Annotated in this window: 22 protein-coding genes; 11 read left to right on the forward strand and 11 right to left on the reverse strand. The window is 71.9% G+C overall.

All coding sequences use genetic code 11. From position 1 onward, the window contains the following. Nucleotides 1-95: 95 nt before the first annotated feature. The 3 genes from AAEP86_RS06755 to AAEP86_RS06765 are packed head-to-tail and all read right to left on the reverse strand — an operon-like array spanning nucleotide 96 to nucleotide 3,564. Complete coding sequence (locus AAEP86_RS06755; RefSeq protein WP_420369773.1) at nucleotides 96-2,165, reverse strand: YhgE/Pip family protein; 2,070 nt, start codon at nucleotides 2,163-2,165, stop codon at nucleotides 96-98. Further along, a complete protein-coding gene (locus AAEP86_RS06760) occupies nucleotides 2,162-2,917 on the reverse strand; it encodes a hypothetical protein (RefSeq protein ID WP_420369774.1) in 756 nt (251 codons plus the stop codon). The genes AAEP86_RS06755 and AAEP86_RS06760 overlap by 4 nt, the downstream gene beginning before the upstream one ends. Then, nucleotides 2,914-3,564: a TetR/AcrR family transcriptional regulator gene (locus tag AAEP86_RS06765; RefSeq protein WP_420369775.1), complete on the reverse strand. Its 651-nt coding sequence runs from the start codon at nucleotides 3,562-3,564 to the stop codon at nucleotides 2,914-2,916. Before AAEP86_RS06765 ends, AAEP86_RS06760 begins: the two co-directional genes overlap by 4 nt. A 159-nt stretch (nucleotides 3,565-3,723) precedes the next feature. Here AAEP86_RS06765 and AAEP86_RS06770 point away from each other — a divergent pair, with 159 nt between their 5' ends. The 3 genes from AAEP86_RS06770 to AAEP86_RS06780 all read left to right on the forward strand — a co-directional run bounded on the left by AAEP86_RS06770 (nucleotide 3,724) and on the right by AAEP86_RS06780 (nucleotide 8,663). Continuing rightward, nucleotides 3,724-7,359: a S8 family serine peptidase gene (locus tag AAEP86_RS06770; protein ID WP_420369776.1), complete on the forward strand. Its 3,636-nt coding sequence runs from the start codon at nucleotides 3,724-3,726 to the stop codon at nucleotides 7,357-7,359. Between the two features lie 106 nt (nucleotides 7,360-7,465). Continuing rightward, nucleotides 7,466-7,636, forward strand: a complete 171-nt coding sequence (locus tag AAEP86_RS06775; RefSeq protein WP_420369777.1) for a hypothetical protein — start codon at nucleotides 7,466-7,468, stop codon at nucleotides 7,634-7,636. Nucleotides 7,637-7,742: 106 nt separating this feature from the next. Then, nucleotides 7,743-8,663: a glycosyltransferase gene (locus tag AAEP86_RS06780; protein WP_420369778.1), complete on the forward strand. Its 921-nt coding sequence runs from the start codon at nucleotides 7,743-7,745 to the stop codon at nucleotides 8,661-8,663. 86 nt (nucleotides 8,664-8,749) lie between these two features. Here AAEP86_RS06780 and AAEP86_RS06785 read toward each other — a convergent pair whose 3' ends face one another. Beyond that, nucleotides 8,750-8,923, reverse strand: a complete 174-nt coding sequence (locus AAEP86_RS06785) for an antitoxin (RefSeq protein WP_420369779.1) — start codon at nucleotides 8,921-8,923, stop codon at nucleotides 8,750-8,752. A 172-nt stretch (nucleotides 8,924-9,095) separates the two neighbouring features. Here AAEP86_RS06785 and AAEP86_RS06790 point away from each other — a divergent pair, with 172 nt between their 5' ends. The 3 genes from AAEP86_RS06790 (at nucleotide 9,096) to AAEP86_RS06800 (ending at nucleotide 11,511) form a co-directional block, all read left to right on the forward strand. After that, nucleotides 9,096-10,394 carry an adenylosuccinate synthase gene (locus AAEP86_RS06790; protein ID WP_420369780.1) on the forward strand — a complete coding sequence of 433 codons (1,299 nt, stop codon included), beginning with the start codon at nucleotides 9,096-9,098 and terminating at the stop codon, nucleotides 10,392-10,394. A 359-nt stretch (nucleotides 10,395-10,753) separates the two neighbouring features. Further along, nucleotides 10,754-11,083 (forward strand): hypothetical protein, encoded by a 330-nt coding sequence (locus AAEP86_RS06795; protein WP_420369781.1) that lies wholly within the window; start codon nucleotides 10,754-10,756, stop codon nucleotides 11,081-11,083. A gap of 101 nt (nucleotides 11,084-11,184) precedes the next feature. Further along, nucleotides 11,185-11,511, forward strand: coding sequence for a hypothetical protein (locus AAEP86_RS06800; protein ID WP_420369782.1), 327 nt, complete (start codon nucleotides 11,185-11,187; stop codon nucleotides 11,509-11,511). A 93-nt stretch (nucleotides 11,512-11,604) separates the two neighbouring features. On the opposite strand, the gene AAEP86_RS06805 is transcribed toward AAEP86_RS06800, so the two are convergent. The 3 genes from AAEP86_RS06805 to AAEP86_RS06815 are packed head-to-tail and all read right to left on the reverse strand — an operon-like array spanning nucleotide 11,605 to nucleotide 13,777. Continuing rightward, on the reverse strand, nucleotides 11,605-12,342 hold the full coding sequence (locus AAEP86_RS06805) for an SOS response-associated peptidase (protein WP_420369783.1): 738 nt from the start codon (nucleotides 12,340-12,342) through the stop codon (nucleotides 11,605-11,607). A gap of 40 nt (nucleotides 12,343-12,382) precedes the next feature. After that, nucleotides 12,383-13,072, reverse strand: coding sequence for a hypothetical protein (locus AAEP86_RS06810; RefSeq protein ID WP_420369784.1), 690 nt, complete (start codon nucleotides 13,070-13,072; stop codon nucleotides 12,383-12,385). Nucleotides 13,073-13,099: 27 nt separating this feature from the next. Further along, a complete protein-coding gene (locus AAEP86_RS06815; protein ID WP_420369785.1) occupies nucleotides 13,100-13,777 on the reverse strand; it encodes a hypothetical protein in 678 nt (225 codons plus the stop codon). Nucleotides 13,778-13,916: 139 nt separating this feature from the next. On the opposite strand from AAEP86_RS06815, the gene AAEP86_RS06820 reads away from it, so the two are divergent. Together AAEP86_RS06820 and AAEP86_RS06825 are read left to right on the forward strand one after the other, a co-directional pair. Further along, nucleotides 13,917-14,342 (forward strand): organic hydroperoxide resistance protein, encoded by a 426-nt coding sequence (locus AAEP86_RS06820; RefSeq protein ID WP_420369786.1) that lies wholly within the window; start codon nucleotides 13,917-13,919, stop codon nucleotides 14,340-14,342. A 9-nt stretch (nucleotides 14,343-14,351) separates the two neighbouring features. Further along, nucleotides 14,352-14,738: a YchJ family protein gene (locus tag AAEP86_RS06825; protein WP_420369787.1), complete on the forward strand. Its 387-nt coding sequence runs from the start codon at nucleotides 14,352-14,354 to the stop codon at nucleotides 14,736-14,738. Here AAEP86_RS06825 and AAEP86_RS06830 read toward each other — a convergent pair. Continuing rightward, nucleotides 14,731-15,597 (reverse strand): shikimate dehydrogenase family protein, encoded by an 867-nt coding sequence (locus AAEP86_RS06830; protein ID WP_420369788.1) that lies wholly within the window; start codon nucleotides 15,595-15,597, stop codon nucleotides 14,731-14,733. The two genes, AAEP86_RS06825 and AAEP86_RS06830, sit on opposite strands and share 8 nt — an antisense overlap. Nucleotides 15,598-15,653: 56 nt before the next feature. Between AAEP86_RS06830 and AAEP86_RS06835 the strand changes: the two genes are divergently transcribed. Then, on the forward strand, nucleotides 15,654-16,664 hold the full coding sequence (locus AAEP86_RS06835; protein ID WP_420369789.1) for an iron-siderophore ABC transporter substrate-binding protein: 1,011 nt from the start codon (nucleotides 15,654-15,656) through the stop codon (nucleotides 16,662-16,664). A 136-nt stretch (nucleotides 16,665-16,800) separates the two neighbouring features. On the opposite strand, the gene AAEP86_RS06840 is transcribed toward AAEP86_RS06835, so the two are convergent. Next, nucleotides 16,801-17,205, reverse strand: coding sequence for a DUF1304 domain-containing protein (locus tag AAEP86_RS06840; RefSeq protein WP_420369790.1), 405 nt, complete (start codon nucleotides 17,203-17,205; stop codon nucleotides 16,801-16,803). Nucleotides 17,206-17,306: 101 nt separating this feature from the next. Between AAEP86_RS06840 and AAEP86_RS06845 the strand changes: the two genes are divergently transcribed. Together AAEP86_RS06845 and AAEP86_RS06850 are read left to right on the forward strand one after the other, a co-directional pair. Next, nucleotides 17,307-17,630, forward strand: a complete 324-nt coding sequence (locus tag AAEP86_RS06845) for a chorismate mutase (RefSeq protein WP_420369791.1) — start codon at nucleotides 17,307-17,309, stop codon at nucleotides 17,628-17,630. After that, nucleotides 17,627-18,649: a lactonase family protein gene (locus AAEP86_RS06850; RefSeq protein ID WP_420369792.1), complete on the forward strand. Its 1,023-nt coding sequence runs from the start codon at nucleotides 17,627-17,629 to the stop codon at nucleotides 18,647-18,649. Before AAEP86_RS06845 ends, AAEP86_RS06850 begins: the two co-directional genes overlap by 4 nt. Nucleotides 18,650-18,712: 63 nt before the next feature. Here the strand turns inward: AAEP86_RS06850 and AAEP86_RS06855 are convergent, their stop codons facing one another. Both AAEP86_RS06855 and purL read right to left on the reverse strand, forming a co-directional pair. Next, entirely contained in the window at nucleotides 18,713-19,633 is a 921-nt protein-coding gene (locus AAEP86_RS06855) for a 2-hydroxyacid dehydrogenase (protein ID WP_420369793.1), read from the reverse strand. Nucleotides 19,634-19,649: 16 nt separating this feature from the next. After that, nucleotides 19,650-22,031 carry a phosphoribosylformylglycinamidine synthase subunit PurL gene (purL, locus tag AAEP86_RS06860; protein ID WP_420369794.1) on the reverse strand — a complete coding sequence of 794 codons (2,382 nt, stop codon included), beginning with the start codon at nucleotides 22,029-22,031 and terminating at the stop codon, nucleotides 19,650-19,652. Nucleotides 22,032-22,048: the final 17 nt, after the last annotated feature.

Here is a 22,048-nt window from a genome sequence, read left to right on the forward strand (position 1 = left end):
GGCTCGTCGTCGATCGTAGCGGGGCGGCGCGGGGTGGGCGCCGGGGCGCGGGAGCGCGCGGCACCTGGCGGCGCCCCGCGGCCGCGCCCCGGGTCCTACCCGATCAGGCTCGGCCGCAGGTCGCGCAGCGTCCGCGAGCGGGTCTGCCGAGCGGTCACCACGAACGACACGAGCAGGGCACCGAGCAGCCAGCACGCCAGGACACCCGCGTCCGACCACGCCGTGCCGAGGTCCCCGCCGTACATCGTCTGCCGGATGGCGTCGACCGAGTACGTCATCGGCAGCGCGAAGTGCAGCGCCGCCAACGGTCCCGGCAGCGTCTGCCACGGGAAGGTCCCGCCGGCGGTCACCAGCTGCACGAGCATGAGCACCAGGCCGAGGAACTGCCCCACGGATCCGAGCAGCACGTTGAGCGCCATGATGATCGCCGCGAACGTCGCCGAGGCGAGCACCATGATCCCGATCGTGCCGCCGGCGTGCACGACGTCCAGGTCGAGCGCGAACCGCACGATGAGGAACAGCGCCACCATCTGCACGAGCCCGAGCAGCGCCGGCGTCAGCCACCCGCCGAACACCACGGCGAGGGGCTTCCGGACCGCCGTGATCGCCCGCTTCGAGATGGGCTTGAGGATGAGGAAGAGCGCGTACATGCCGATCCAGGCGGCGAGCGAGATGAAGAACGGTGCCAGTCCGGCGCCGTAGTTCGACGCGGACGCGACGTCGTCCGTCCCGACCTTGACCGGGTCGGAGATCACCGACGCCTGGTCGTTCCGCTGGGACGCCGTCGACGCCGGGATCCTCGTCCGTCCCTCGTCGAGCTTCGACGCGAGCTCGGACGACCCGGTCTGCAGCTTCGTCAGCCCGGAGGCCAGCGAGTCCGCGCCGGTGTCGGCCGAGGCGGCACCCGTGGCGAGCGACGACGCCCCGGACGACAGGGTCGGCGCCGCCTTGGCGAGCGCTGCCGTGCCCGACGCGACCTTCGTCGCGCCGGCGGACAGGTCCGACGCCCCCGTGGCCGCGGAGGCGATCCCGGAGGACAGGGTCGGTGCGGCCTTGGCGAGCGCTGCGGTCCCCGCCGCGACCTGCGCGGAGCCGTCGCGGAGCTGATCGACCGAGGACTTCGTGGTCTCGTACGTGGTCTTCGCCCGGGTGCCGGCGGCGTTGACGTCGGTCACCGCCTTCGTGATCGCGGCGGTCTGCTCGTCGCTCAGCGTCACGCCCTCGGGCAGGTTCGCCTGGATCTGGGCGAGCACGGTGTCCGCGTCGACCGGCTGGAGTGCGTCGACGTCGTCGCTCGCGGCGTCGACCGTGTCGGCCAACTGCTTGTTCCCTGCCGCGACCTTCTGCGCTCCGTCGGCGAGCTTCGTCGTGTCGGCCGGCAGGGTCGCGGTCTGCTGCTTCGCCGTGGCGAGCCCCGAGGACAGCGTGGCCGCACCGGACGCGACCTGCTGCGCCCCGGCGTCCAGCTGCTTCGTCTGCGTCGGCAGTTGCGCGGTGCCCTTCGCCAGGGCGGACGCACCGTCCGAGAGCTTGCCCGTGCCGTCCGCGAGCGTCGCCGCCCCGGTCGCCGCGTCGGACGCCCCGGTCGCGAGCTGCCCGGCACCGTCCACGGCGTCCCCGAGGCTGTCCCGCACGTCGGCCAGTCCGACGAGCAGGGTCTTCGCCGCCTGCTTGCCGACCCGCTCCGCGACCGCGGTGCGCATGGTCTTGCCCGCCTGCTCGGCGATGGTCGACGCGAGGTACGAGTTCGTGTCGGCGGTGGTCATCACGAGCTTCGCCCGCTTCGGGTCGTCGGACCGCGCCGACACCAGGGACGCGGAGAAGTCGTGCGGGATGGTCACGACGAAGTCGTAGGTGCCGTTCCGGACGCCGGAGCGTGCGACGGACGCAGAAGTCTCCGTCCACTTGAACGCACCGCCGTCGACGGCCTCCTTCGTGACGTCCGCGCCGTAGTCGACGTGGTCGCCGTCGAGGGTCGCCCCGGCGTCCTGGTCCACGATCGCGGCCGGGACCTGATCGAGCTTGGCGTAGGGGTCGCGGTTGGCCCACAGGTACGCACCGCCGTAGAGCAGCGGCACGATCATCAGCGCGATGAACGCGAGTCGGGCGAGCGGCGTCGCGGTGAGGCGCGCGAGTTCGGCGCGGACGAGCGAGGTGGTGGTCACTTGGTTGCCTCCGTCGGGACGGCGTGGGTTTCGTCGGCGGCGGTCCCGGCGTCGGCCTGGAGGCGCGGCTCGGTCCCGTCGATCCGGGTCGCGTCCTCGGGACCCTCGGTCTGGGTGGTGTCGGACGCCTCGGCAGCGCCGGGCGTCGCGACGGTCTGGAGGAGGTGCTCGACGGTGGCTGCGGCGGCCTTCGACGTCACCAGCACGACGGTCACGTCACGGCGCACGACGTCGCGCACGACGGCGAACCAGTCCTCGACGGCACCCCCGTGGCGCTCGGGCGAGGTGAGGACGATCCCGGTCACCCCGTCGCGCAGCAGCGCGAGCTCGACGAGCAGTCGGACGCGCACGTCGGTCGGCACCCGCTGGACGTGCGTGCCGCGGACGTGCTGCAGGCCGAGTTCGTCGAGGACGGTCTCGACGTGCTGTCGGGAGGGACGTCGTCCGGCGTAGGCGAGTTCTTCGCGGACGACCTGCTCGATCGTCATGACCGGGAACGGCTCGGCGACGCCGGGGGTGTCCACGAGCGCGAACGCGCGCCGGATGCCGGCCGGGTCGTCGTGGCCGTCGAGCAGGACGCGGCCCCTGTCCGGTCGCATCCGTCCGCCGGCGACGAGCGATGCCAGGACCGGTGCCTGCTCGGTCTCGACGGCGATCACCCCGGGGCGTCCGGCAGCGGCGACGGCGGAGACGACGGGCAGCGGCGCGCCGGGCTCGTCGCCGATGCCCACGTGGTCGAGTTCGAGGGTCATGCGAGGTCCTTCGGTGTGAGAGCGGGGGTGACCGGCTCGGAGAGCATCGCGGTGCGCCAGTCGATGCCGGCCATGCCGAGCGCGGACAGGACGACCATGCGACGACCGTCCTCGTCGGAGGTCCCCGAGCGGGTGGCCTCGTCGAGCACGGCGATGCACGCGCCCTCGACCAGCCGGCCGAGGGTGGCCGGGTCGACGTCGTCGCGCATCGCGCCCTCGGCGATCCCGAGGGCGCACGCGTCGCGGACCTGGGCGCGCAGCGGTGCGAACACCTCGGCGACGGGCTCGACGAACGGGCTGCGGACGGCCACCCGGGCCATCGACCGGACGTGGGAGACCTCGGTCCAGAGGGTCACCGCGATGGCCGCCAGGCGCGCCGCCGGGGGGAGCACCCCGAGGTCGGAGGTCGTCGGCATCGCGGCGGCGATCCGGGCGGCGCCGGCGGTGACCACCTCGCGCACGAGGTCGTCGCGGGAGGGGAAGTGTCCGTAGACCGCACGCCGCGAGAGTCCGGCCGCGGCGGCGATGGACTCGAGCGAGGCGTCGGGGTCGCCCTGCAGGACGGTCCGCGCGGCCTCGACGAGGGCGGCCCGGTTCTCGGTCGCGTCGCGGCGGGGCGCGCGTCCGGGCTGGTCTGCTGTGGTCACGAGCCCATCGTAATAACGTGCACACCGGTGTGCAAGTTATCAGGATCGCCACCCCCGAACGAGGGGCGTCCCCCAAAGTGCCGACTGCGGTCCCTGAGAGGAACCGCATAACTTCACAGGAATTCATCACAGAACACGGACGAACCGGGAGTGCGCCCTTTGAACCGTGCAACACCGAACACCGGACCCAACCCGAACCCGCTCCGCCTCGCGCGCGTCCTGACCGCGGGCCTCGCCGCCGCGGCCCTGGCGTGTGGCGGCCTCGCCGTCGGCGGAGCCGCCTCGGCCGCCCCCTCCGGGCTGACCGCGGCGGACCTCAAGCTCGCGCAGCCGTTGCGCGACGCCAAGCCCGCCAAGACCATCGCCGCCTTCGTGCGGACGACCGGTCAGGGTGCGCTGGAGGTCGACGCGAAGGCGAAGGGCGGGGACCTCACGAAGTCGAAGACCCCCTCCGCCGCAGCGAAGCAGCGTGTGAAGGCCATCACCTCGGCGACCGACGCCGTCACCGACGCCGTGAAGCAGGCCGACGGCGACGCGACCGAGCTCTACTCGACCGAGTACACCGTGCCCGGCGTCGCCGTCGTCGCCGACGTCGCGGCCCTGCGGAAGGTCGCCGCCCGGTCGGACGTCGAGAGCGTGATCCCGCTCACCCCGAAGAAGATCGTCGACCCCACGGTCAACGACCGCGCCGACGCGGCCCCGAGCGGCGTCGACCCGAGCCTCGCGGAGCCCGGCGCCGACGGCGTCGCCCCGAAGAACGCGGCGAGCGACGTCTACACGCGCTCGCTGGACGCGTGGCAGCAGACCGGTCGCACGGGCAAGGGCGTCAACATCGCCGTGCTCGACACCGGCCTCGACTACACCCAGGCGGACTTCGGCGGCCCCGGCACCACCGCCGCCTACGACGAGGCACTCGCGAGCACCAGCGCTCCGGACCCCAGCTGGTACGACGCGTCGAAGTACCTCGGCGGCTACGACTTCGCCGGCCCGACCTACAACGCGGACAGCAGCGACCCCGCCTACGACCCGACCCCGGCGCCGGACGCGAACCCGATCGACGGCAAGGGCGGCGACCACGGCACCCACGTCTCCGGCACCGCTGCGGGCTACGGGCTCGACGCCGACAAGACGACCTTCGAGGGCGACTACACCAAGCTCACCACGCAGCAGGTGCAGGACATGTGGATCGGTCCAGGCTCGGCGCCCGAGGCCGGCCTCTACGCGCTCAAGGTGTTCGGTGACGGCGGCGGTTCGACCGACCTCACCGGTGCCGCGCTCGACTGGGTGGGCCAGTCGCTGACCGAGGGGAAGGACATCAACGTCCTCAACCTGTCGCTCGGTTCCGACTACGGCGCGCCGGACGACCCGGACAACGCCAAGATCGACGCGCTCACCGCGCGCGGTGTCCTGCCGGTCATCGCCTCGGGCAACGCCGACGACTTCACCGACGTGGGTGGGTCGCCGGGGAACGCCGAGGGCGCCCTGACCGTGGCCGCCAGCGCCACCGGCCAGTCGCTCTTCGACGGCGTGCAGGCCACCGCGCCGGCCGACGTCGCAGGTACCTACCGCTCGCAGTACTCGCAGAACTACCAGGGCGACCTGCCGGTCGAGGGCGACGTCGTCGTCCCGAGCACGAACATCGACGGCTGCGCGGCGTTCAGCGCCGACGAGGCCGCGAAGATCGCGGGCAAGGTCGTCTGGCTGAAGTGGACCGACGCCGCGCTCGAGTGCGGCTCCGGTGTGCGCTTCAACAACGTGCAGGCAGCGGGCGGCATCGGCGTCCTGCTCGCCGGCACGGTGACGAGCTTCGACTCCGGCATCGCGGGCAACGCGACCATCCCGGGTGCCGAGCTGACCTCGGACAGCGTGTCGCGCCTCCAGGCCGCTGCGCAGGCCGGGACCCTGCACGTGCGGTTCGCCGAGGAGCTCGAGGGCTCCGAGCTGGCGACGGAGGAGGCGAACGTGAACACGCTCGCGTCCTTCACCAGCCGCGGCGTGCACGGCTCGTTCGACGACATCGTCAAGCCGGACGTCGCCGGCCCCGGGGTCAACGTGATCTCCGCGGCGAACGGCACCGGTGACGGCCGCATGTCGATGAGCGGCACCTCCATGGCCACCCCGCACGTCGCCGGCATCGTGGCGCTGACCTTCGAGTCGCACCCGTCGTGGACGGCTCCGCAGGTGAAGGCCGCCGTCATGAACACGGCGACGCACGACGTGCAGCAGGGTGACCGCACGGCCACGCTGCTCCGCCAGGGCACCGGCCGGGTCGACGCACTGCAGGCGGTCACCGCCGGCACCACGGTGCGCAGCATCGAGAACGACCAGCTCGTCACCGCCTCGTACGGTGTCGTCGAGGTCGCCGGGAAGACCAGCGAGTCCCGCACCCTGCAGATCCAGAACACCGACGGCCGGCCGCACACGTACGACGTGGCGTACCAGGCCCAGGTGGACCAGCCGGGCGTCGCGTTCTCGCTGAGCACGAAGCGGGTCACCGCTCCGGCGCACGGCACCGCGACCGTCAAGCTCACGTTCACGATCGCCGACCCGTCGCAGCTCCGCCGCGTCATCGACCCCACCCAGGAGTCGGTGCAGTCGGGCTACCAGCGCGAGTTCGTCGCCGCCGAGTCGGGCGTCGTGTCCTTCACGCCGACCGACGAGAAGCTGAACCCGCTGCGCCTCGGGGCCTACGTGGCGCCGAAGCCGGTCAGCGCCGTGCACGGTTCCGACGTCGAGTTCCCGGCCGCGGGGAACACTGCGGACCTCACCCTCACCGGCCGCACGGTCGACCAGGGCGACGCGACGACCGGCTACCACGCGGCGGTCGCTCCGTTCGTGCTCGGCGGGACGGACGGCCAGGAGTCGTTCCCGGCCGGCGCGGCGAAGCAGTCGCTGCAGGCGGCGGACGTCCGGGCCTTCGGCGCGAACTTCGACACGGCGTCCGGCACGCTCGCGTTCGGCGTCCAGACGGCCGGCCCGGACGCGAATCCGGGCGCGGTGACCAACGTCGAGGTGCTCATCGACACCGACCGTGACGGCACGCCGGACTACCTGGTGTACGACGCGAAGTCGGCGACGGTGGACGCGACGCTCGCCACGACCGTGGACATCGCCACCGGCGAGACCGTCGACGCGCAGCCGTTGAACGGCGGAGCACCCGGGCAGGACGTGAACACGTTCGACAGCGCGGTGAAGGTCCTCACCGTGGACGCGGCCACGATCGGCGCGACGAAGGCGTTCACCTACTCGGTCCTCACCGAGTCGGCGTACGCACCGGCACTCGCCACGAGCGGTTCCTACGTCGTCGACGAGACGGCCGAAGCGACCTACGACCCGACGAAGCCGGCGGTCACCTTCGCACAGGGCTCCACGACCGGCGTGCTCTTCGCCGACCGCGGTTCGCTCCAGGTGACCCGCGGCGCCGGTGTCGCCGACGCCCGGATCCTCCTGCTCCACCTCGGCAACGCCGTGGGCGACCAGGCGGACACGGTGTCGGCGACGGTCGCGGCTCCGGTCGTGACGCTGCGGAAGGGCAGCGCCGTGACGGTGAGCGGCAACCCGACCGTCGGGAAGAAGCTCACGGCGCACCACGGCTCGTGGGACGCCAAGGGCGTGACGTACTCGTACCAGTGGCTCCGTGACGGTGCCGCGGTGTCGGGTGCGACGAACCAGAAGTACACGCTCGGGACCTCCGACGCCGGCCACCGCATGCAGGTGCAGGTGACCGCGAAGGCGAAGGGGTACCAGGACGGCTCGGCGACGTCGAAGCCGACCGCGAAGGTCGCCCGCCGCTAGTCGGCGACCACCACCGGGAGCCCCGGCGCACCACGCGCCGGGGCTCCCAGTGCGTCAAAGGGACATGTAGTTAGGCAAACTAGGTACTTGGTGCGAGGATCGTCGCATGCAGACGCACGCAACCCTCACGCAGCTTCGGGCCAACCCGATGGAGTGGCGTCGCCGTGGGCTCACCCCGCCGGACGTCATCCAGTCGATGATCGAGCAGCGCCTCGCCGAGCCGGGACACTCCCAGCCGGTCGGCGACCCGTCGTACCAGGACTTCTTCCGCGGCTGATCGCGGACGTCTCGACGAGACGGACAGGAGGCGCGGTGCCAGCTGGCGCCGCGCCTCCCGTCGTTCCCAGCCTGCGTGTATGTATATCACATGCTAGTATCGTCGGATGTCGCTCGCTGCTCCCGCCCCGTCCGACGTGGACGTCGTCATCGTGCACTTCCACTCCGACCGCGCGCTGCTGCGGCGGTGCCTGGACTCCGTAGCCGACGCCGCGCAGCACGCGGACCTCACGGTGACCGTGATCCTCGTGGACAACGGGGGCTCGCTCCCTGTGGAGCTCGTCCCCGACGGCGTCCGGTTCGTCCCGGTGAAATCCAGGGGGAACATCGGGTTCGGCAGTGCGGTGAACCTCGGTGTCGCCGCGGCCAGCGCCGAAGCCGTCCTCGTCCTCAACCCGGACGCTGCGCTCGAGACGCCGGCGCTCGCGGCGTTCCGCGCAGCCCTGCAGCAGGAGCCCGAGGCGCTCCTGGTCGGGTGGATGACCAGGGACGGCCAGGTCGAGCGGGACAGTTACATCGACTGGGACTTCTCCGTGGAACGGATCGTGAAGCGGACGCGATGGTCCGACGACCTCGGTGACGGCGGGCTGCTGCCGGTCGAGAAGGTGAGCGGTGGTGCGCTCTTCGCGCGGACGGCGGTGCTCCGCACGCTCGGGCCGTTCGACGAGCGCTTCTTCATGTACTGCGAGGACGCCGATCTCTCCCGTCGCGCACGATCGGCAGGTCGTCCGCTGCTGGCGGTGCGTGCTGCGCGTGTCGATCACGCCGGGTCGGCCTCGGAGACGTCCTTCCATCCGCTGGTCGAGGCGGCTCGTGCCGACGGAGCGATCCGCGTCACGGCGTTGCACCGCCCGCGGGTCGTGTCCGTGCTGCAGCGCGTCGAGTTGGCCCTCGTCACGACGCTCGGCCTGGCACGTCCGGGGCTGGACCGGGACGCCCGGCGGGCTCGCTGGGCCCGGACGGCATCGCTGCGGCGGTGGCGGTTCCGCACCCAGGTGCCGCGGATGGACCCGGACCACGCGAGCTGACGGGGTCGCGCCCGGGCAGAGCTCGGAACGACGGGAGGCGCGGTGCCAGCCGGCACCGCGCCTCCCGTCGTTCCCGGACCGCGCCGCTACTCGCCGATCTTGTCGTCGGCCGCGTGCTCGGCCTTGTCGATCTGGTCGCCGTGGCCACCGCCCGTCGCCTTGTCCGCGGCGTCGCCCGCCTTGTCGAGGCCGGCGTCCGTCGCCTTCTCGCCCTTGTCGCTGTCGACGAAGTCCTTCGCCTTGTCACCGAGGTCGCTCATGTCGTGCTCCTTCCCGTGGGGATCTGACGACCCAGACGCTGCCCCGGGCGGCGTGGGTGCGTTCCCAGGTGCCCTCGTCGCCGGGTGACGCGCAGGTGGCCAGCCGATAGACTCGGGTGGACCACCGGCCCGACGGTCGTGTGAGGTCCTCCGCCAACGTGAGGAGAACCAGATGCCCGCAGCAGTCATCATCGGCGCCCAGTGGGGCGACGAAGGCAAGGGGAAGGCCACCGACCTCCTCGGCAGCCGCATCGACTACGTCGTGAAGTTCAACGGCGGGAACAACGCCGGGCACACGGTCGTCGTCGGCGGCGAGAAGTACGCGCTGCACCTGCTCCCCTCCGGCATCCTCACGCCCGGGGTCACCCCCGTCATCGGCAACGGCGTCGTCGTCGACATCGAGGTGCTGTTCCAGGAACTCGACGCGCTCAAGGCACGCGGCGTCGACGTCTCACGGCTGCGCGTGTCGGCCAACGCGCACGTCATCACGCACTACCACCGCACCATCGACAAGGTGACGGAGCGCTTCCTCGGCAAGCGGCAGATCGGGACGACCGGCCGTGGCATCGGTCCGACCTACGCGGACAAGATCAACCGGGTGGGCATCCGGATCCAGGACATCTTCGACGAGAACATCCTGCGGCAGAAGGTCGAAGCAGCCCTCGACCAGAAGAACCACCTGCTGGTCAAGGTCTTCAACCGCCGCGCGATCGACGCGGACGAGGTCGTCGAGTCGTTGCTGTCCTTCGCGGACCGGCTCCGCCCGATGGTCGCCGACACCGGACTCGAGATCCACCGAGCGCTCGAGCGCGGCGAGACCGTCCTGTTCGAGGCCGGACAGGCCACCATGCTCGACGTCGACCACGGCACGTACCCGTTCGTGACGTCCTCGTCCGCGACCGCCGGCGGCGCCGCGACCGGCTCCGGCATCGGCCCGGGCAAGCTCGAGCGGATCATCGGCATCGTCAAGGCGTACACGACCCGCGTCGGCGCTGGCCCCTTCCCGACGGAGCTCTTCGACGAGTCCGGGGAGTTCCTCCGCGCGAACGGCTTCGAGTTCGGCACCACCACCGGCCGACCGCGCCGCTGCGGGTGGTACGACGCCCCGATCGCCCGGTACACCGCCCGCGTCAACGGCGTGACCGACTTCGTGCTCACCAAGCTCGACGTCCTCACCGGGCTGTCGACGATCCCGGTCTGCGTCGCGTACGAGGTCGACGGCGAGCGCGTGGACGAGGTCCCCGTGAACCAGTCCGACTTCCACCACGCGAAGCCGATCTACGAGGAGTTCCCCGGCTGGACCGAGGACATCACGGGAGCCCGCTCGTTCGAGGACCTGCCGAAGAACGCGCAGGACTACGTGCTCGCGGTCGAGGCGATGTCCGGTGCGCGGATCTCCGCGATCGGGGTGGGACCGGGCCGCGACGCCATCGTCGTCCGGCACGACCTGCTCGGCGCCGACGTGCGCTGACCCCGGAGCGACGACCCGCGGTCGTTCACGGGCATGCGACAGCCCCTGCACGGTGTGTGCAGGGGCTGTCGCCGTCCGTGCGCGCACTGGCGGTGCGCTCCGCGGGCGTGGACGGGACCGGACGGCCCCGCGCTCAGGAGGACCGGACCCCGGCGCTGGGAATGGACGGGAAACGAGTACCCCGATCTGTCCCCTGTACCCCGGAAGTGCGACGCATCCCCCCGGAAATCCGGGCTTCGCCGATGACCGGCATTGACGGAAACCGTGAATCGACGGGCCTCGGTGGCGCGGGGCACGGCTTCTCTCGTAGCGTTCTGGTGTCAGCAGATGTACCCCGGACCGCGAAGAAGGAGAGCGTCATGAGCACCACCGTCACCCCCGACACCCGGGCCGAGGTCACGCTCGACACCGACACCGTCGACACCATCGCCGTGCTCGAGGCGCAGGCCGAGTCGCACGGCCGTCCGACCCGCGCCAAGCTCACCTGGACGCAGGAGGACGACGGCGAGTGGATCGCCAACTACGGCGGCTACTTCGGCGGTTCGATCGACAAGCGCGACGGACGCTACGTGGCGTCGGACACGTTCGGGCTCGTCGTCGGCGACTTCGACTCCCTCGAGCTCGCCCAGGCGCAGCTCGCGGACCAGCTCCACGTGATGCTGCCGTCCGTCATCCGCCCGGTCGCCTGAGGGCCGACGGCATCAGCCCCACCAGCACCGCCAGCACTGCCAGGACCACGAGCACCGCAGGAACACCAGCACCGCAGCACGACCGTACGAGGAGCAGCACCATGAGCACGACCGTCGCCCACCGCCAGCAGGCCGAGGTGACCCTGGACACCGCCACCATCGAAGCGATCACCGAGATCGAGGCGGAGGTCGTCGCTCCGGTCCAGCCCGCACGGGCTCGCATCACGTGGTCCCGACCGGACACCGGCCTCTGGGCCGCCAACTACGCGGGCTACTACGGCGGCACCGTCGACCGTCAGGGCAGCCACTTCTTCGTCTCCGACACCTTCGGGCAGTACGTCGGCGACTTCCGGTCCCTCGAGGAGGCGCAGGAGCGCCTTGCGGAGCGACTGCACATCGTCCTGCCGGGCGTCATGCGCGCGGCGTGAGCCGATCGGCCCGCTGACCGTGGGCGCCAGACCGGAGGCCCGGATCGCGTGAGCAGACCTGCTCACGCGATCCGGGCCTCCGGTCTGTCCGGGTCAGGGTGCCGAGACGGGCTCGATGAGCCCGGGGCCGTCGTTCCGGACGCTGTTCACGGCACGTGACACCTCGTACTGCTCGAGCCCTGCGGCGACGGTCAGCGACTCGTGGTCGAGGAGCGCCAGCAGGTCGTCGGTCTGCAGTGCGCCGCCGAGCCAGTCGTCGTAGCCGTCGGGCGTCAGGAACGCCGGCATCCGGTCGTGCACCTCGCCCGGGGCCACGTGCGCGTCCCGCGTGATGATCGCGAGCGACAGCCGCCACTTGTCCGGGTCGCCCTCGGGCTTGGTCGGGTCCGGCCAGGCGCTCACCACCCCCGCCATCGCCAGGGCACCGCCGGGCTCGTGGACGAAGTGCGGCTCCTTGCCGTCCTCGCGGACGACCCACTCGTAGTAGCCCTGGGCAGGGACGATGCAGCGGTTCGTCGCGAAGGCCCGCTTGAACATCCCGCTCGTGGCGACGGTCTCGATGCGGGCGTTGATCGGCTTCGGGCGCTGCTTCTGGAAGTCCTTCGCCCAGCTCGGCACGAAGCCCCAGCTGATCCGCGGGAGTTCGCGCTCGCCGTGGCGCTGACGGACCGCGTACACCGGGTCGGTCGGGGCGACGTTCCAGCTCGGCACGAGACCGGTGCCGACCACGCCGGTGTCCTCGTCGACGTGCTCCGTCCGGTCGGCGAGTTCACCGATCAGTTCGGGCAGCAGATCGGCCGTGGTGTCGGAGACGACGAACCTTCCACACATGCGCCCAGTGTGCCCGTCATCACCGACAGGCGCCCGGTCCTCACTCCCCGGGCAGGCTCAGCTTGGAGCCGGTCGGGCGGTCGCGGTCCGGACGCTCACCACCCCGGCGCGCCTGGGGCGGCCTGCCGTCCGAGGCGGGGATCGGGGGCAGTGCCTCGGCCAGGGCCCGCACGCGCTCGACGCGCCCCAGCCGCACCAGGCTCGTCACGAGCCGACCGACGAGGAACACCGACACGAACCCGATGATCGGCAGGTGCGCGTCGACGAGCAGGAGCCCGACCGCCACGAGCACCAGGGCGGCGGCGACGAGGAACCCGCGGAAGACGTCCGGCACGAGACCCGCGCGCACCACCTCGGCGTCGCGGAGGACCTCGTCCCGGTCCCGTGGATCGAGTGTCGGGGCCGTCCGCATCCGGAAGTACCGTTCGGTGCGCTCGGGTGCCTGCATGTACGCGCCGGACCACGAGAGCCGGTCGGCGCCGGCCGGACGCGGGCGCAGCGGTACCACGGCGACGGCGAACGTCCCCGCTCCGACGGCCAGGAGCAGGAGGCCGACCCACGCCAGCGGCTCCCGGAGGTCCGGCCAGGGCGCGAGCAGCCCGACGACGACGAGGGCGACGGCCACGATCGCGGTCACGGCAGCGCCGACGACGACAGCACGAAGCACGCGGTCAGGCGGGACGTACCGGCCGAACTCCGCGCGGAACACCGACCATCCGAGCTCGTACATCGGTTCCTTTCAGTCGTCTCAGTCGTCTCAGTCGTCGGGCAGCCGGATCTTCGACCCGAGCGGGTCACGCCGCCGCTGCCCGGCCGACGGAGCGGGGCCGTCCGGCGGCGGGGGGACGGCGAGCGCGGCCAGCCGAGCGCGTTCGGCGCGGCCGAGCTGGACCACCATGTCGGGCACGGAGAACACCCACACGAACATCCAGGCGACCGCCAGGCCGTGATGGTCGTCGGACAGGAGCGCAGCGGTCGCGAGCAGCGCCAGTCCGAGGGTGAACGGCCCGAACCGTGCGATCCGCCGGACCAGCGCACGCTGCACCAACGGGACGTCGGTGAGCACCGCGTCGCGGTCGGCACTCGTGACGGGTCGCTCGCGCCACCGGAGGTACTGCTGCACGGAACCCCGCGCCGCGAGGCGCTCGTCGGGCCGCACCTGCCGGCCGTTGATCGTCGACGAGGGGTCGGGTGCGGAGGCGAACGGGAAGCACGCGAACACGATCAGCCCCGCCGCGATCGACACGAGGGCCACCACGACGGACGGCCGCACGACGGCGTCACCCACCCAGTGGTGGGCGAGCTGCAGGGCGAGCAGGAGCCCGGACACGACGACGGCGGAAGCGAGACCGACCAGCACCGCGCGACGGAGTCGCCCCGCGTCGAGCGCATGGTCGCTCTGCTCGCGCAGCACCTGCCATCCGAGTCGGAACACGAGAGTCCTTCTACTCTGTCCGGCTGCGGGTGGTCGGTGGGCGGGGGACACGCCCGGTACACACCATGCCGCCCGGCCGGACGCCTGGCGTTCTGCCGCGCTCCAGCAAGCGTTCAGGAAGGCACGGTGCGCTCGGACCATGAGTCTCGACATCGTCTACACCGCAGCCGCCCACGCCACCGGCGGAGGCCGTGACGGACACGTCCGCACCGAGGACGACCGGATCGACCTCGACACGCGCCCGCCGCGGGAGATGGGCGGCAGCGGCGAGGGCACGAACCCCGAGCAGCTCTTCGCGGCCGGGTACGCCGCCTGCTTCCTCGGTGCACTGCACGCCGCGGGTCGGGAGCTCGACGTCGACACCACAGGCGCCGAGGTCTCCGCCGAGGTCGGCATCGGCGGCAACGGGCAGGGCGGGTTCGGACTGGCCGTCGAGCTCGACGTGTACGCGCCGGCGGCGCAGCCCGAGCAGCGGCACCGCCTGGTCGAGCGCGCGCACGAGATCTGCCCGTACTCGAACGCCACCCGGGGCAACATCACCGTCGCGCTGTCGATCGTCGACTAGCGTTCCGGCGTGGTCACCGACGCATCGCGCTGCCCCTGCCTCAGCGGCAACCCGTACGGCGAGTGCTGCGGGCCGCTCCACGCGGGCGCAGCGGCACCGACCGCCGAGCGGCTCATGCGGTCGCGGTTCAGCGCCTTCGCGCTCGGGCTGCCGGAGTACCTGCTGCTCACCTGGCACCCGCGGACACGGCCGGCCTCGCTCGACCTGGACCCGCAGCAGCGGTGGACGCGGCTGGACGTCCTGTCGACGGAGTCGGGCGGCCCGTTCGACTCCCGGGGCACGGTCGTGTTCCGCGCGTGGTGGCGCTCCGACGACGAGCGCGGCACCCTCGAGGAGACGAGCGCGTTCGTCCGCGAGGGTGGCCGTTGGTACTACGTCGACGGCGTGGTCAGCTGAGGACGGTGGGCGGCAGGCCGACGGAGGTGCGCATCGCCCGCCGCACCGCGGCCTCGTCGGGCAGGAGCTCGTCCTGGTCACCGGTGAGGAAGAACCGGATCTGTCCGATCGCCTGCTCCGCGAGCATGTCGAGGCCGTTCAGCACGCGGCCGCCGTCGTCCACCCAGCGCGAGGCGACGGCGGTCGGCCACGGTTCGTAGGCGACGTCGAACAGCACGGCGTCCTGGCCCGACGGTCCGAGGTCGAGGGCGTCCGCAGCGCCCCCGGGCAGCGTCGAGACGACGAATCCGTGGCGGGTCCCGGCCAGCTCCGTCAGCGGGAGGACCTCGAGGGTGACACCGAGCCGGACCGCCAGGTCCACCAGGTCGCCGGCCCTGCCGGTGTCCCGGAGGAAGACCCGCACCAGGGAGGCGCCGAGCCGGACCGCGGCGGTCAGGGCGCTCGCAGCGGTCGCGCCGCCGCCGAGGACCGTGGCCTCGCCGGGCACGTGCCCCAGCGCCTCGACCGGGCGGACGAGTCCCTCGACGTCGGTGTTCGCGCCGTACCGCAGCACGCGGTCGCCCGACCGGCGGAACGCGACGGTGTTGGCGACGCCCAGCTCGTCGACGAGGGGGGTCGTCCGGTCGAGCAGGGGGAGGACCTCGCGCTTGAGCGGCATGGTGAGACTCAGGCCACGCCACTCGTTGTCGAGCCCCGCGACGAACGCGGCGAGACCGCCGGACGCGACCTCGTGCCTGCCGTAGCGGAACGGCAGCCCGAGCACCGCGTACGCCGCTGCGTGCAGCGTCGGCGAGAGCGAGTGCGCGATGGGGGATCCGAGCACCGCGAGACGGGTCCGGTCGGGATCGAGGTACGACACGGTGAGTCAGCCTAACCAGGCCCACTCGGCTCGACCGTTAGGTTAGGCTACCCTTCGTGATCCGTACTCCCCACCGCCTCCGACGCGTCCTCGCCGCTGCCGGCGCCGTCGTCGCTGCGTCCCTCGTCCTCGCCGGCTGCGCCTCCGGCTCCGGCACCGCCACCGACGACACGTCGTCCTCGTCGTCGGGCGACGGCCAGTTCCCGGTGTCGATCACGACCGCGCTCGGCACCACGACGATCAAGCAGCAGCCGAAGCGCGTGGTCGCCCTCGGGTGGGGCGACGCCGAAACGGCCCTCGAACTCGGCGTGCAGCCCGTCGGGGCGAGCGACTGGCTCGCGTTCGGTGGCGACGGGGTCGGCCCGTGGCTCAAGGGCGCCTACACGAAGTCGCCGAAGATCATCCAGACCCTCGAGCCGAGCTACGAGGACATCCTCAAGCTCAAGCCCGACGTGATCCTCGACGTGAAGTCGTCGGGCGACAAGGACCGGTACGCGAAGCTGTCCGCGATCGCGCCGACCGTGGCGATCCCGAAGGGCGGGGAGAACTACCTCGCATCGACGGAGCAGCAGACGACGATGATCGCGAAGGCGCTCGGCAAGGAGTCCGAGGGCAAGAAGCTGCTCTCCGGGCTCGACGACGCCTACGCCGCGGCCCGCAAGGCGCACCCGGAGTTCGCGGGCAAGTCCGCCGTCGTCGGCGCGTACACGGCCGACGGGTTCGGCGCCTACGCCTCCACGGACAGCCGCTCCACCTTCATGCGGAACCTCGGCTTCACCATCCCGAAGGCCATCGACCAGCAGGCCGGCAAGGCCTTCTCGGTGCACCTGTCCGACGAGAACCTCGACCTGCTGAACGCCGACCTCACGCTGATCCTGCCGATCTACGTCGACGCCTCGAAGGCCGAGTCCGACCCGCTGTTCCAGAAGGTGCCGTCGGTCGAGGCCGGTCACTCCATCGTCTTCGACGACCCCGACGTGTCGTCGGCGTTCTCGATGGGGACCACCGCGGCGATCGAGTGGGCGCTGCAGAAGCTGCCGGACGAGTTCCAGGCGAAGCTGGGCTGATCGACCCGGGCCGCGTCCGTGACGTGGCCCGGTCCGACGGACGGGAGGCGCGGTGCCAGCTGGCACCGCGCCTCCCGTCCGCCCGCTGGCCGCGTCGGGCGGTGGTCGTCTCCGACGGGCGCGCCCGTCGGAGGGTTCAGCCTCCGAAGGTGGACGCGAGGAACGCGAACAGCAGCGCGATGAGCGGCAACGTGCCCTGCTTGAACGCCGAGTTCAGGTACTTGCGGCCGGTGCCGGCGAGCACCACGGCGGCACCGAGCATGCTCGCGCAGGAGAAGACGACGAGCGTCCAGCCGACGGCGCCGCTGCCGGTCGCCGCGAGCACGACGCCGAGGATCGCGCCGATCGCCAGGAACAGGTTGTAGAACCCCTGGTTGAACGCCATCGCCCGGGTGCTCTGCGCCTCGGCCTCCGACGAGATCCCGAAGACGCTCCGCGCGCGAGGACTCGTCCAGGCGACGGATTCGAGGAAGAAGATGAACACGTGCACGAGGCCGGCGAGGACCGCGCACACGGCCGAGATCACGAGCAGGACCGACATGCTCCCCATTCTCGCAGTGCCGGAGCCGTGCTCGGGTCGCGCGGACGACGGCACCGCGTAACCGACACGGCCCGGCCAGGCGTGGCCGTTAGGCTCGGGTCATGAGCGACGACGACACCACGCCCGAGTACGACCAGGCGGCCGTCGCCGAGCTGCGCAGCATCCGGCAGAGCATCGACAACATCGACGCCGCCGTGATCCACATGCTCGCCGAGCGCTTCAAGTACACCCAGCGGGTCGGGTACCTCAAGGCCGCGGCGGGCATGCCGGCGGCGGACCCCGGTCGTGAGCAGGTGCAGGTCGCACGGCTGCGGTCCCTCGCCGCCGAGGCGCACCTCGACCCGGCGTTCGCCGAGAAGTTCCTCAACTTCATCGTGGCGGAGGTCATCCACCACCACGAGCAGATCGCCGGCGGTGACGCGTGAGCACGGCGCTGCCGACGCTGCTGGTCGGGTCGTACACGGCGACCGGGGGTGGAACCGCCACCGGCATCTCCGTCGTGTCGGCCACCCCGGCCGAGTCCGCAGCGTCCGCGGACGTCCGGACGGTCGCCGTCATCGACGACCCCTCGTTCCTCGCCCTGGCCGGTGACCGCGTCTACGCCGTGTCCGAGACCGCGGACGGCGGCGTCTCCGCCTTCCGTCGGGACGGCACCGAGCTGCTGCACCTCTGGGACGCCCCGGCCGGTGGCGATGCGCCCTGCCACGTGCGGGTCGACGCCTCCGGCACGCTCGTCGTCACGAACTACGTCTCCGGGACCGTCACGGTCCTGACCCTGACCGACGCCGACGAGCAAGCGCCGTCGCTCGTCACCGAGCTCCTGCCCGACGCCAGCGGACCCGACGCGGACCGGCAGGAGGGCCCGCACGCCCACCAGTCGATCGCGACCCCGGACGGCACGGTCCTCGTCGCGGACCTCGGCGGTGACGCGCTCCACGAGTACCGCGTGACCGACGCGCCGTCGATCGAGCCGGTCCGCGTCCACCACGTCGCACCGGGGGTCGGGCCCCGCCACATGGCCTGGTACGACGGCGACCTCCTGGTCGCCGGCGAGCTGGACGGGAACGTGCACCGGCTCCGTCGCGACGACGCCGGGTCGTTCCGGACCGTCGTCCGGGCCACGACGGCGCCGACGGACGACGCCGTGGACGGGTCGCTCCTCAGCCACATCGAGGTCGACGACCGCGGGCTCGTGTACGTCGCCGTCCGCGGGCGCGACCAGATCGTGGTGCTGGACGCGGCCGACGGTGGGCTCACCCTCGTCGGGGCTGCCCCGTCCGGAGGCGTCTGGCCGCGGCACTTCGCGCGTGTGGCGGGCCACGTGCTCGTCGCCAACCAGATGTCGGACGCGATCGCCGTGCTGCCGATCGGCGCGGACGGCGTCCCCGGCGACGCCGTGGCGCAGATCCCGGTCGGGACGCCGACCTGCATCGTCCCGCTCTGACGCCGGGTCTGCAGCTGCTGCGTCCCGCCGACGACCGGCCGGGTCAGCGGCGCCTGCCGTCCGTCAGCGGTCGATGAGGTTCTCGAACGGCCGGTCCTCGACCAGCGCCGCGACCTGCCGACGCATGAGCTCGACCGACCGCGGCACGCTGAGGTCCGTGTTCCCCCCGACGTGCGGCGTGAGCACCGTGTTCGGCGTCGTCCAGAGCGGGTGCCCGGCCGGGAGGGGTTCGGGATCCGTGACGTCGAGCGCCGCCGACAACCGGCCGGCCCGCAGCTCGGCGACCAACGCGTCGGTGTCGACGACCTTGCCCCGTGCCACGTTCACCACGAGGGCGTCGTCGGGCAGGGCGGCGAGCAGCTCGGCGTCGACGAGACGTTCGGTCTCGTCCGTCAGCGGAGTGATCAGGACGAGCACGTCCGTCTCGGCGGCGAGGGACGGGAGCTCGTCGAACGCGTGCACCTGCCGACCGTCCTGCTCACGGGCGGTCCGAGCCACCACCGTGACCCGGGTGCGGAACGCCTCGAACCGGGTCGCGATCGCCGAGCCGATCGCCCCGTAGCCGACGACCGTGACCCGGCGGTCGGCCAGCGACCGGGTGGTCCGGGAGTCCCAGACGCCGTTCGCGCGGTCGGCCTGGAACGCCCCGAGCTCGCGGAGCGACGTCAGCGCGAGGCCCACGGCGAGTTCGGCGGTCTCGTCGTCGTGGATCCCGCGGCCGTTGGCGAGCCGTGCGTGGCCGGGGACGTGCGAGAGCGCGTGCTCGTACCCGGCGCTCGGCAGCTGGAGCAGCTCCAGGTTCGGCAGGTCGTGGACGTACTGCCAGCGGTGTCGTCCGCCGAAGAAGAACGGCAGGAGCGTGACGGCCACGTCGTCGGGGCGGCCGTAGGGCTCCTCGACGTCCCAGACGTCCAGCTCGACACCGTCCGGCACGGGACCGAAGCGGTCGACGAGCTCCGCGAACGGCAGCGTGACGATCGGCATCTGCTTGGCTTCCGGGTCAGGCGTCGGTGCGGGGCGAGAACGCGCCGTCGGAGTCGAGCGGACCCCGGCCGACGTAGCCCTCGGTCACGTCGGTGACGATCACGTCGCCGAAGCGTGCCGGCAGGGTCGCGTCGTGCGTCCCGCGCAGTTCGTCGATCGTCGCCTCGAACTGCCCCTGGACCTCGAGCGACCGGGACGTGGCGTCCGTCACGCCGATGCGCAGCACCGGGAACCCGCGTCCGTCGCACAGCCCCTGGAAGCGGACGTCGTCCTCGCGGCGGACGGTCACGATCACGCGGCCGGTCGACTCGGAGAACAGCGCGGTAGCCGTGTCGACGCCGTCGCGCGACTCGAGTTCGTCGAGCACGACCCGCGCGCCGAGGCCGAAGCGCAGCACCGACTCGGCGAGCGCCTGGCCGAGGCCTCCGTCGGCGAGGTCGTGGGCGCTGGTGAGGAGCTGCTCGTTCGCGGCAGCGTGCAGGAGGTCGCCGAGCGCCTTCTCACGCGCGAGGTCGACCGCCGGGGGACGGCCACCGAGGTGGTCGTGCACGGTGCCGGCCCACGCGGAGCCGTCGAGTTCGAGGGACGTGGTGCCGAGCAGGTAGATGTTGTGGCCGTCGTCCTGCCAGCCCGACGGCACGCGGAGCGCGACGTCGTCGATGACCCCGAGCACACCGACGACGGGCGTCGGGTGGATCGGCGTCGTGCCGGTCTGGTTGTAGAAGGACACGTTGCCGCCGGTGACCGGGATACCGAGCTCCATGCAGCCGTCCGCGAGTCCCTCGACGGCCTGCGAGAACTGCCACATGACCTCCGGGTTCTCCGGGGAGCCGAAGTTCAGGCAGTCGGTCACGGCGGCGGGCACGGCGCCGGTGACGGCGACGTTGCGGTACGCCTCGGCCAGGGCGAGCTGGGCGCCCCGCTTCGGGTCGAGCTGGCAGTAGCGGCCGTTCGCGTCGGTCGCGATCGTCACGCCGAGGCCGGTCTCCTCGTCGACACGGACCATGCCGCCGTCGTCCGGGAAGGACAGCGCCGTGTTGCCGAGCACGTAGGTGTCGTACTGGTTCGTCACCCAGTTCTTCGACGCCAGGTTCGGGGAGCCGAGGAGCTGCAGGAACTGCGCCTTCAGGGCCGGTCCGGTCTCGGGGCGCTCGAGCGACTCGGCGCCGTCGGCCTGCAGTGCGTCGATCCAGGTCGGGTAGGCGACCGGACGGTCGTAGACGGGACCGTCGACGGCGACCGTGCGGGGGTCGACGTTGACGATCTCCTGGCCCTGCCAGTCGATGACGAGGCGGCCGGTGCCGGTGACCTCGCCGAGGACGCTCGTCTCGACCTCCCACTTGCCGACGACCGCGAGGAACTCGTCGAGCTTGTCGGGGCGGACGACCGCCATCATGCGCTCCTGGCTCTCCGACATGAGGATCTCCTCGGCGGTGAGCGTGGGGTCGCGCAGCAGGACGTCGTCGAGGGAGATGTGCATGCCGCCGTCGCCGTTGCTCGCGAGCTCGGACGTGGCGCAGGAGATGCCCGCGGCACCGAGGTCCTGGATGCCCTCGACGAGCTCCTTCTGGAAGAGCTCGAGGCAGCACTCGATGAGGACCTTCTCGGCGAACGGGTCGCCGACCTGCACGGCGGGACGCTTGGTCGGACCGCCCTCGGTGAAGGTGTCGGACGCCAGGATCGACGCCCCGCCGATGCCGTCGCCACCCGTGCGGGCACCGAAGAGGACGACCTTGTTGCCGGCACCGGAGGCGTTGGCGAGGTGCAGGTCCTCGTGGCGGAGGACGCCGACCGCGAGTGCGTTGACGAGCGGGTTGCCCTGGTACACGGAGTCGAAGTAGGTCTCGCCGCCGATGTTCGGCAAACCGAGGCAGTTGCCGTAGAACGAGATGCCGCCGACCACGCCGTGCACGACGCGGGCCGTGTCCTCGTGGTCGATCGCGCCGAAGCGGAGCTGGTCCATCACGGCGACCGGTCGGGCACCCATCGAGATGATGTCGCGGACGATGCCGCCGACGCCGGTCGCGGCGCCCTGGTACGGCTCGACGTAGGACGGGTGGTTGTGCGACTCCACCTTGAAGGTGACCGCCCAGCCGTTGCCGACGTCGATGACGCCGGCGTTCTCGCCCATGCCGACCATGAGGTTCTTGGTCATCTCCGGCGTGACCTTCTTGCCGAACTGCCGGAGGTAGTTCTTGCTCGACTTGTACGAGCAGTGCTCGGACCACATCACCGAGTACATCGCGAGCTCGCCCGACGTGGGACGGCGGCCGAGGATCTCGCGGATCTTCGCGTACTCGTCCGCCTTGAGCCCGAGCGCCTCGTACGGCTGCTCCTTGTCGGGCGACGCGGCGGCGTCCTGCACGGTGTCGGGCTTCGGGCGAACGTGGGTCGTCACGGTGTTGTCGTTCCCTG

The organism is Curtobacterium sp. L1-20 (assembly GCF_048755855.1).
GTDB lineage: Bacteria > Actinomycetota > Actinomycetes > Actinomycetales > Microbacteriaceae > Curtobacterium.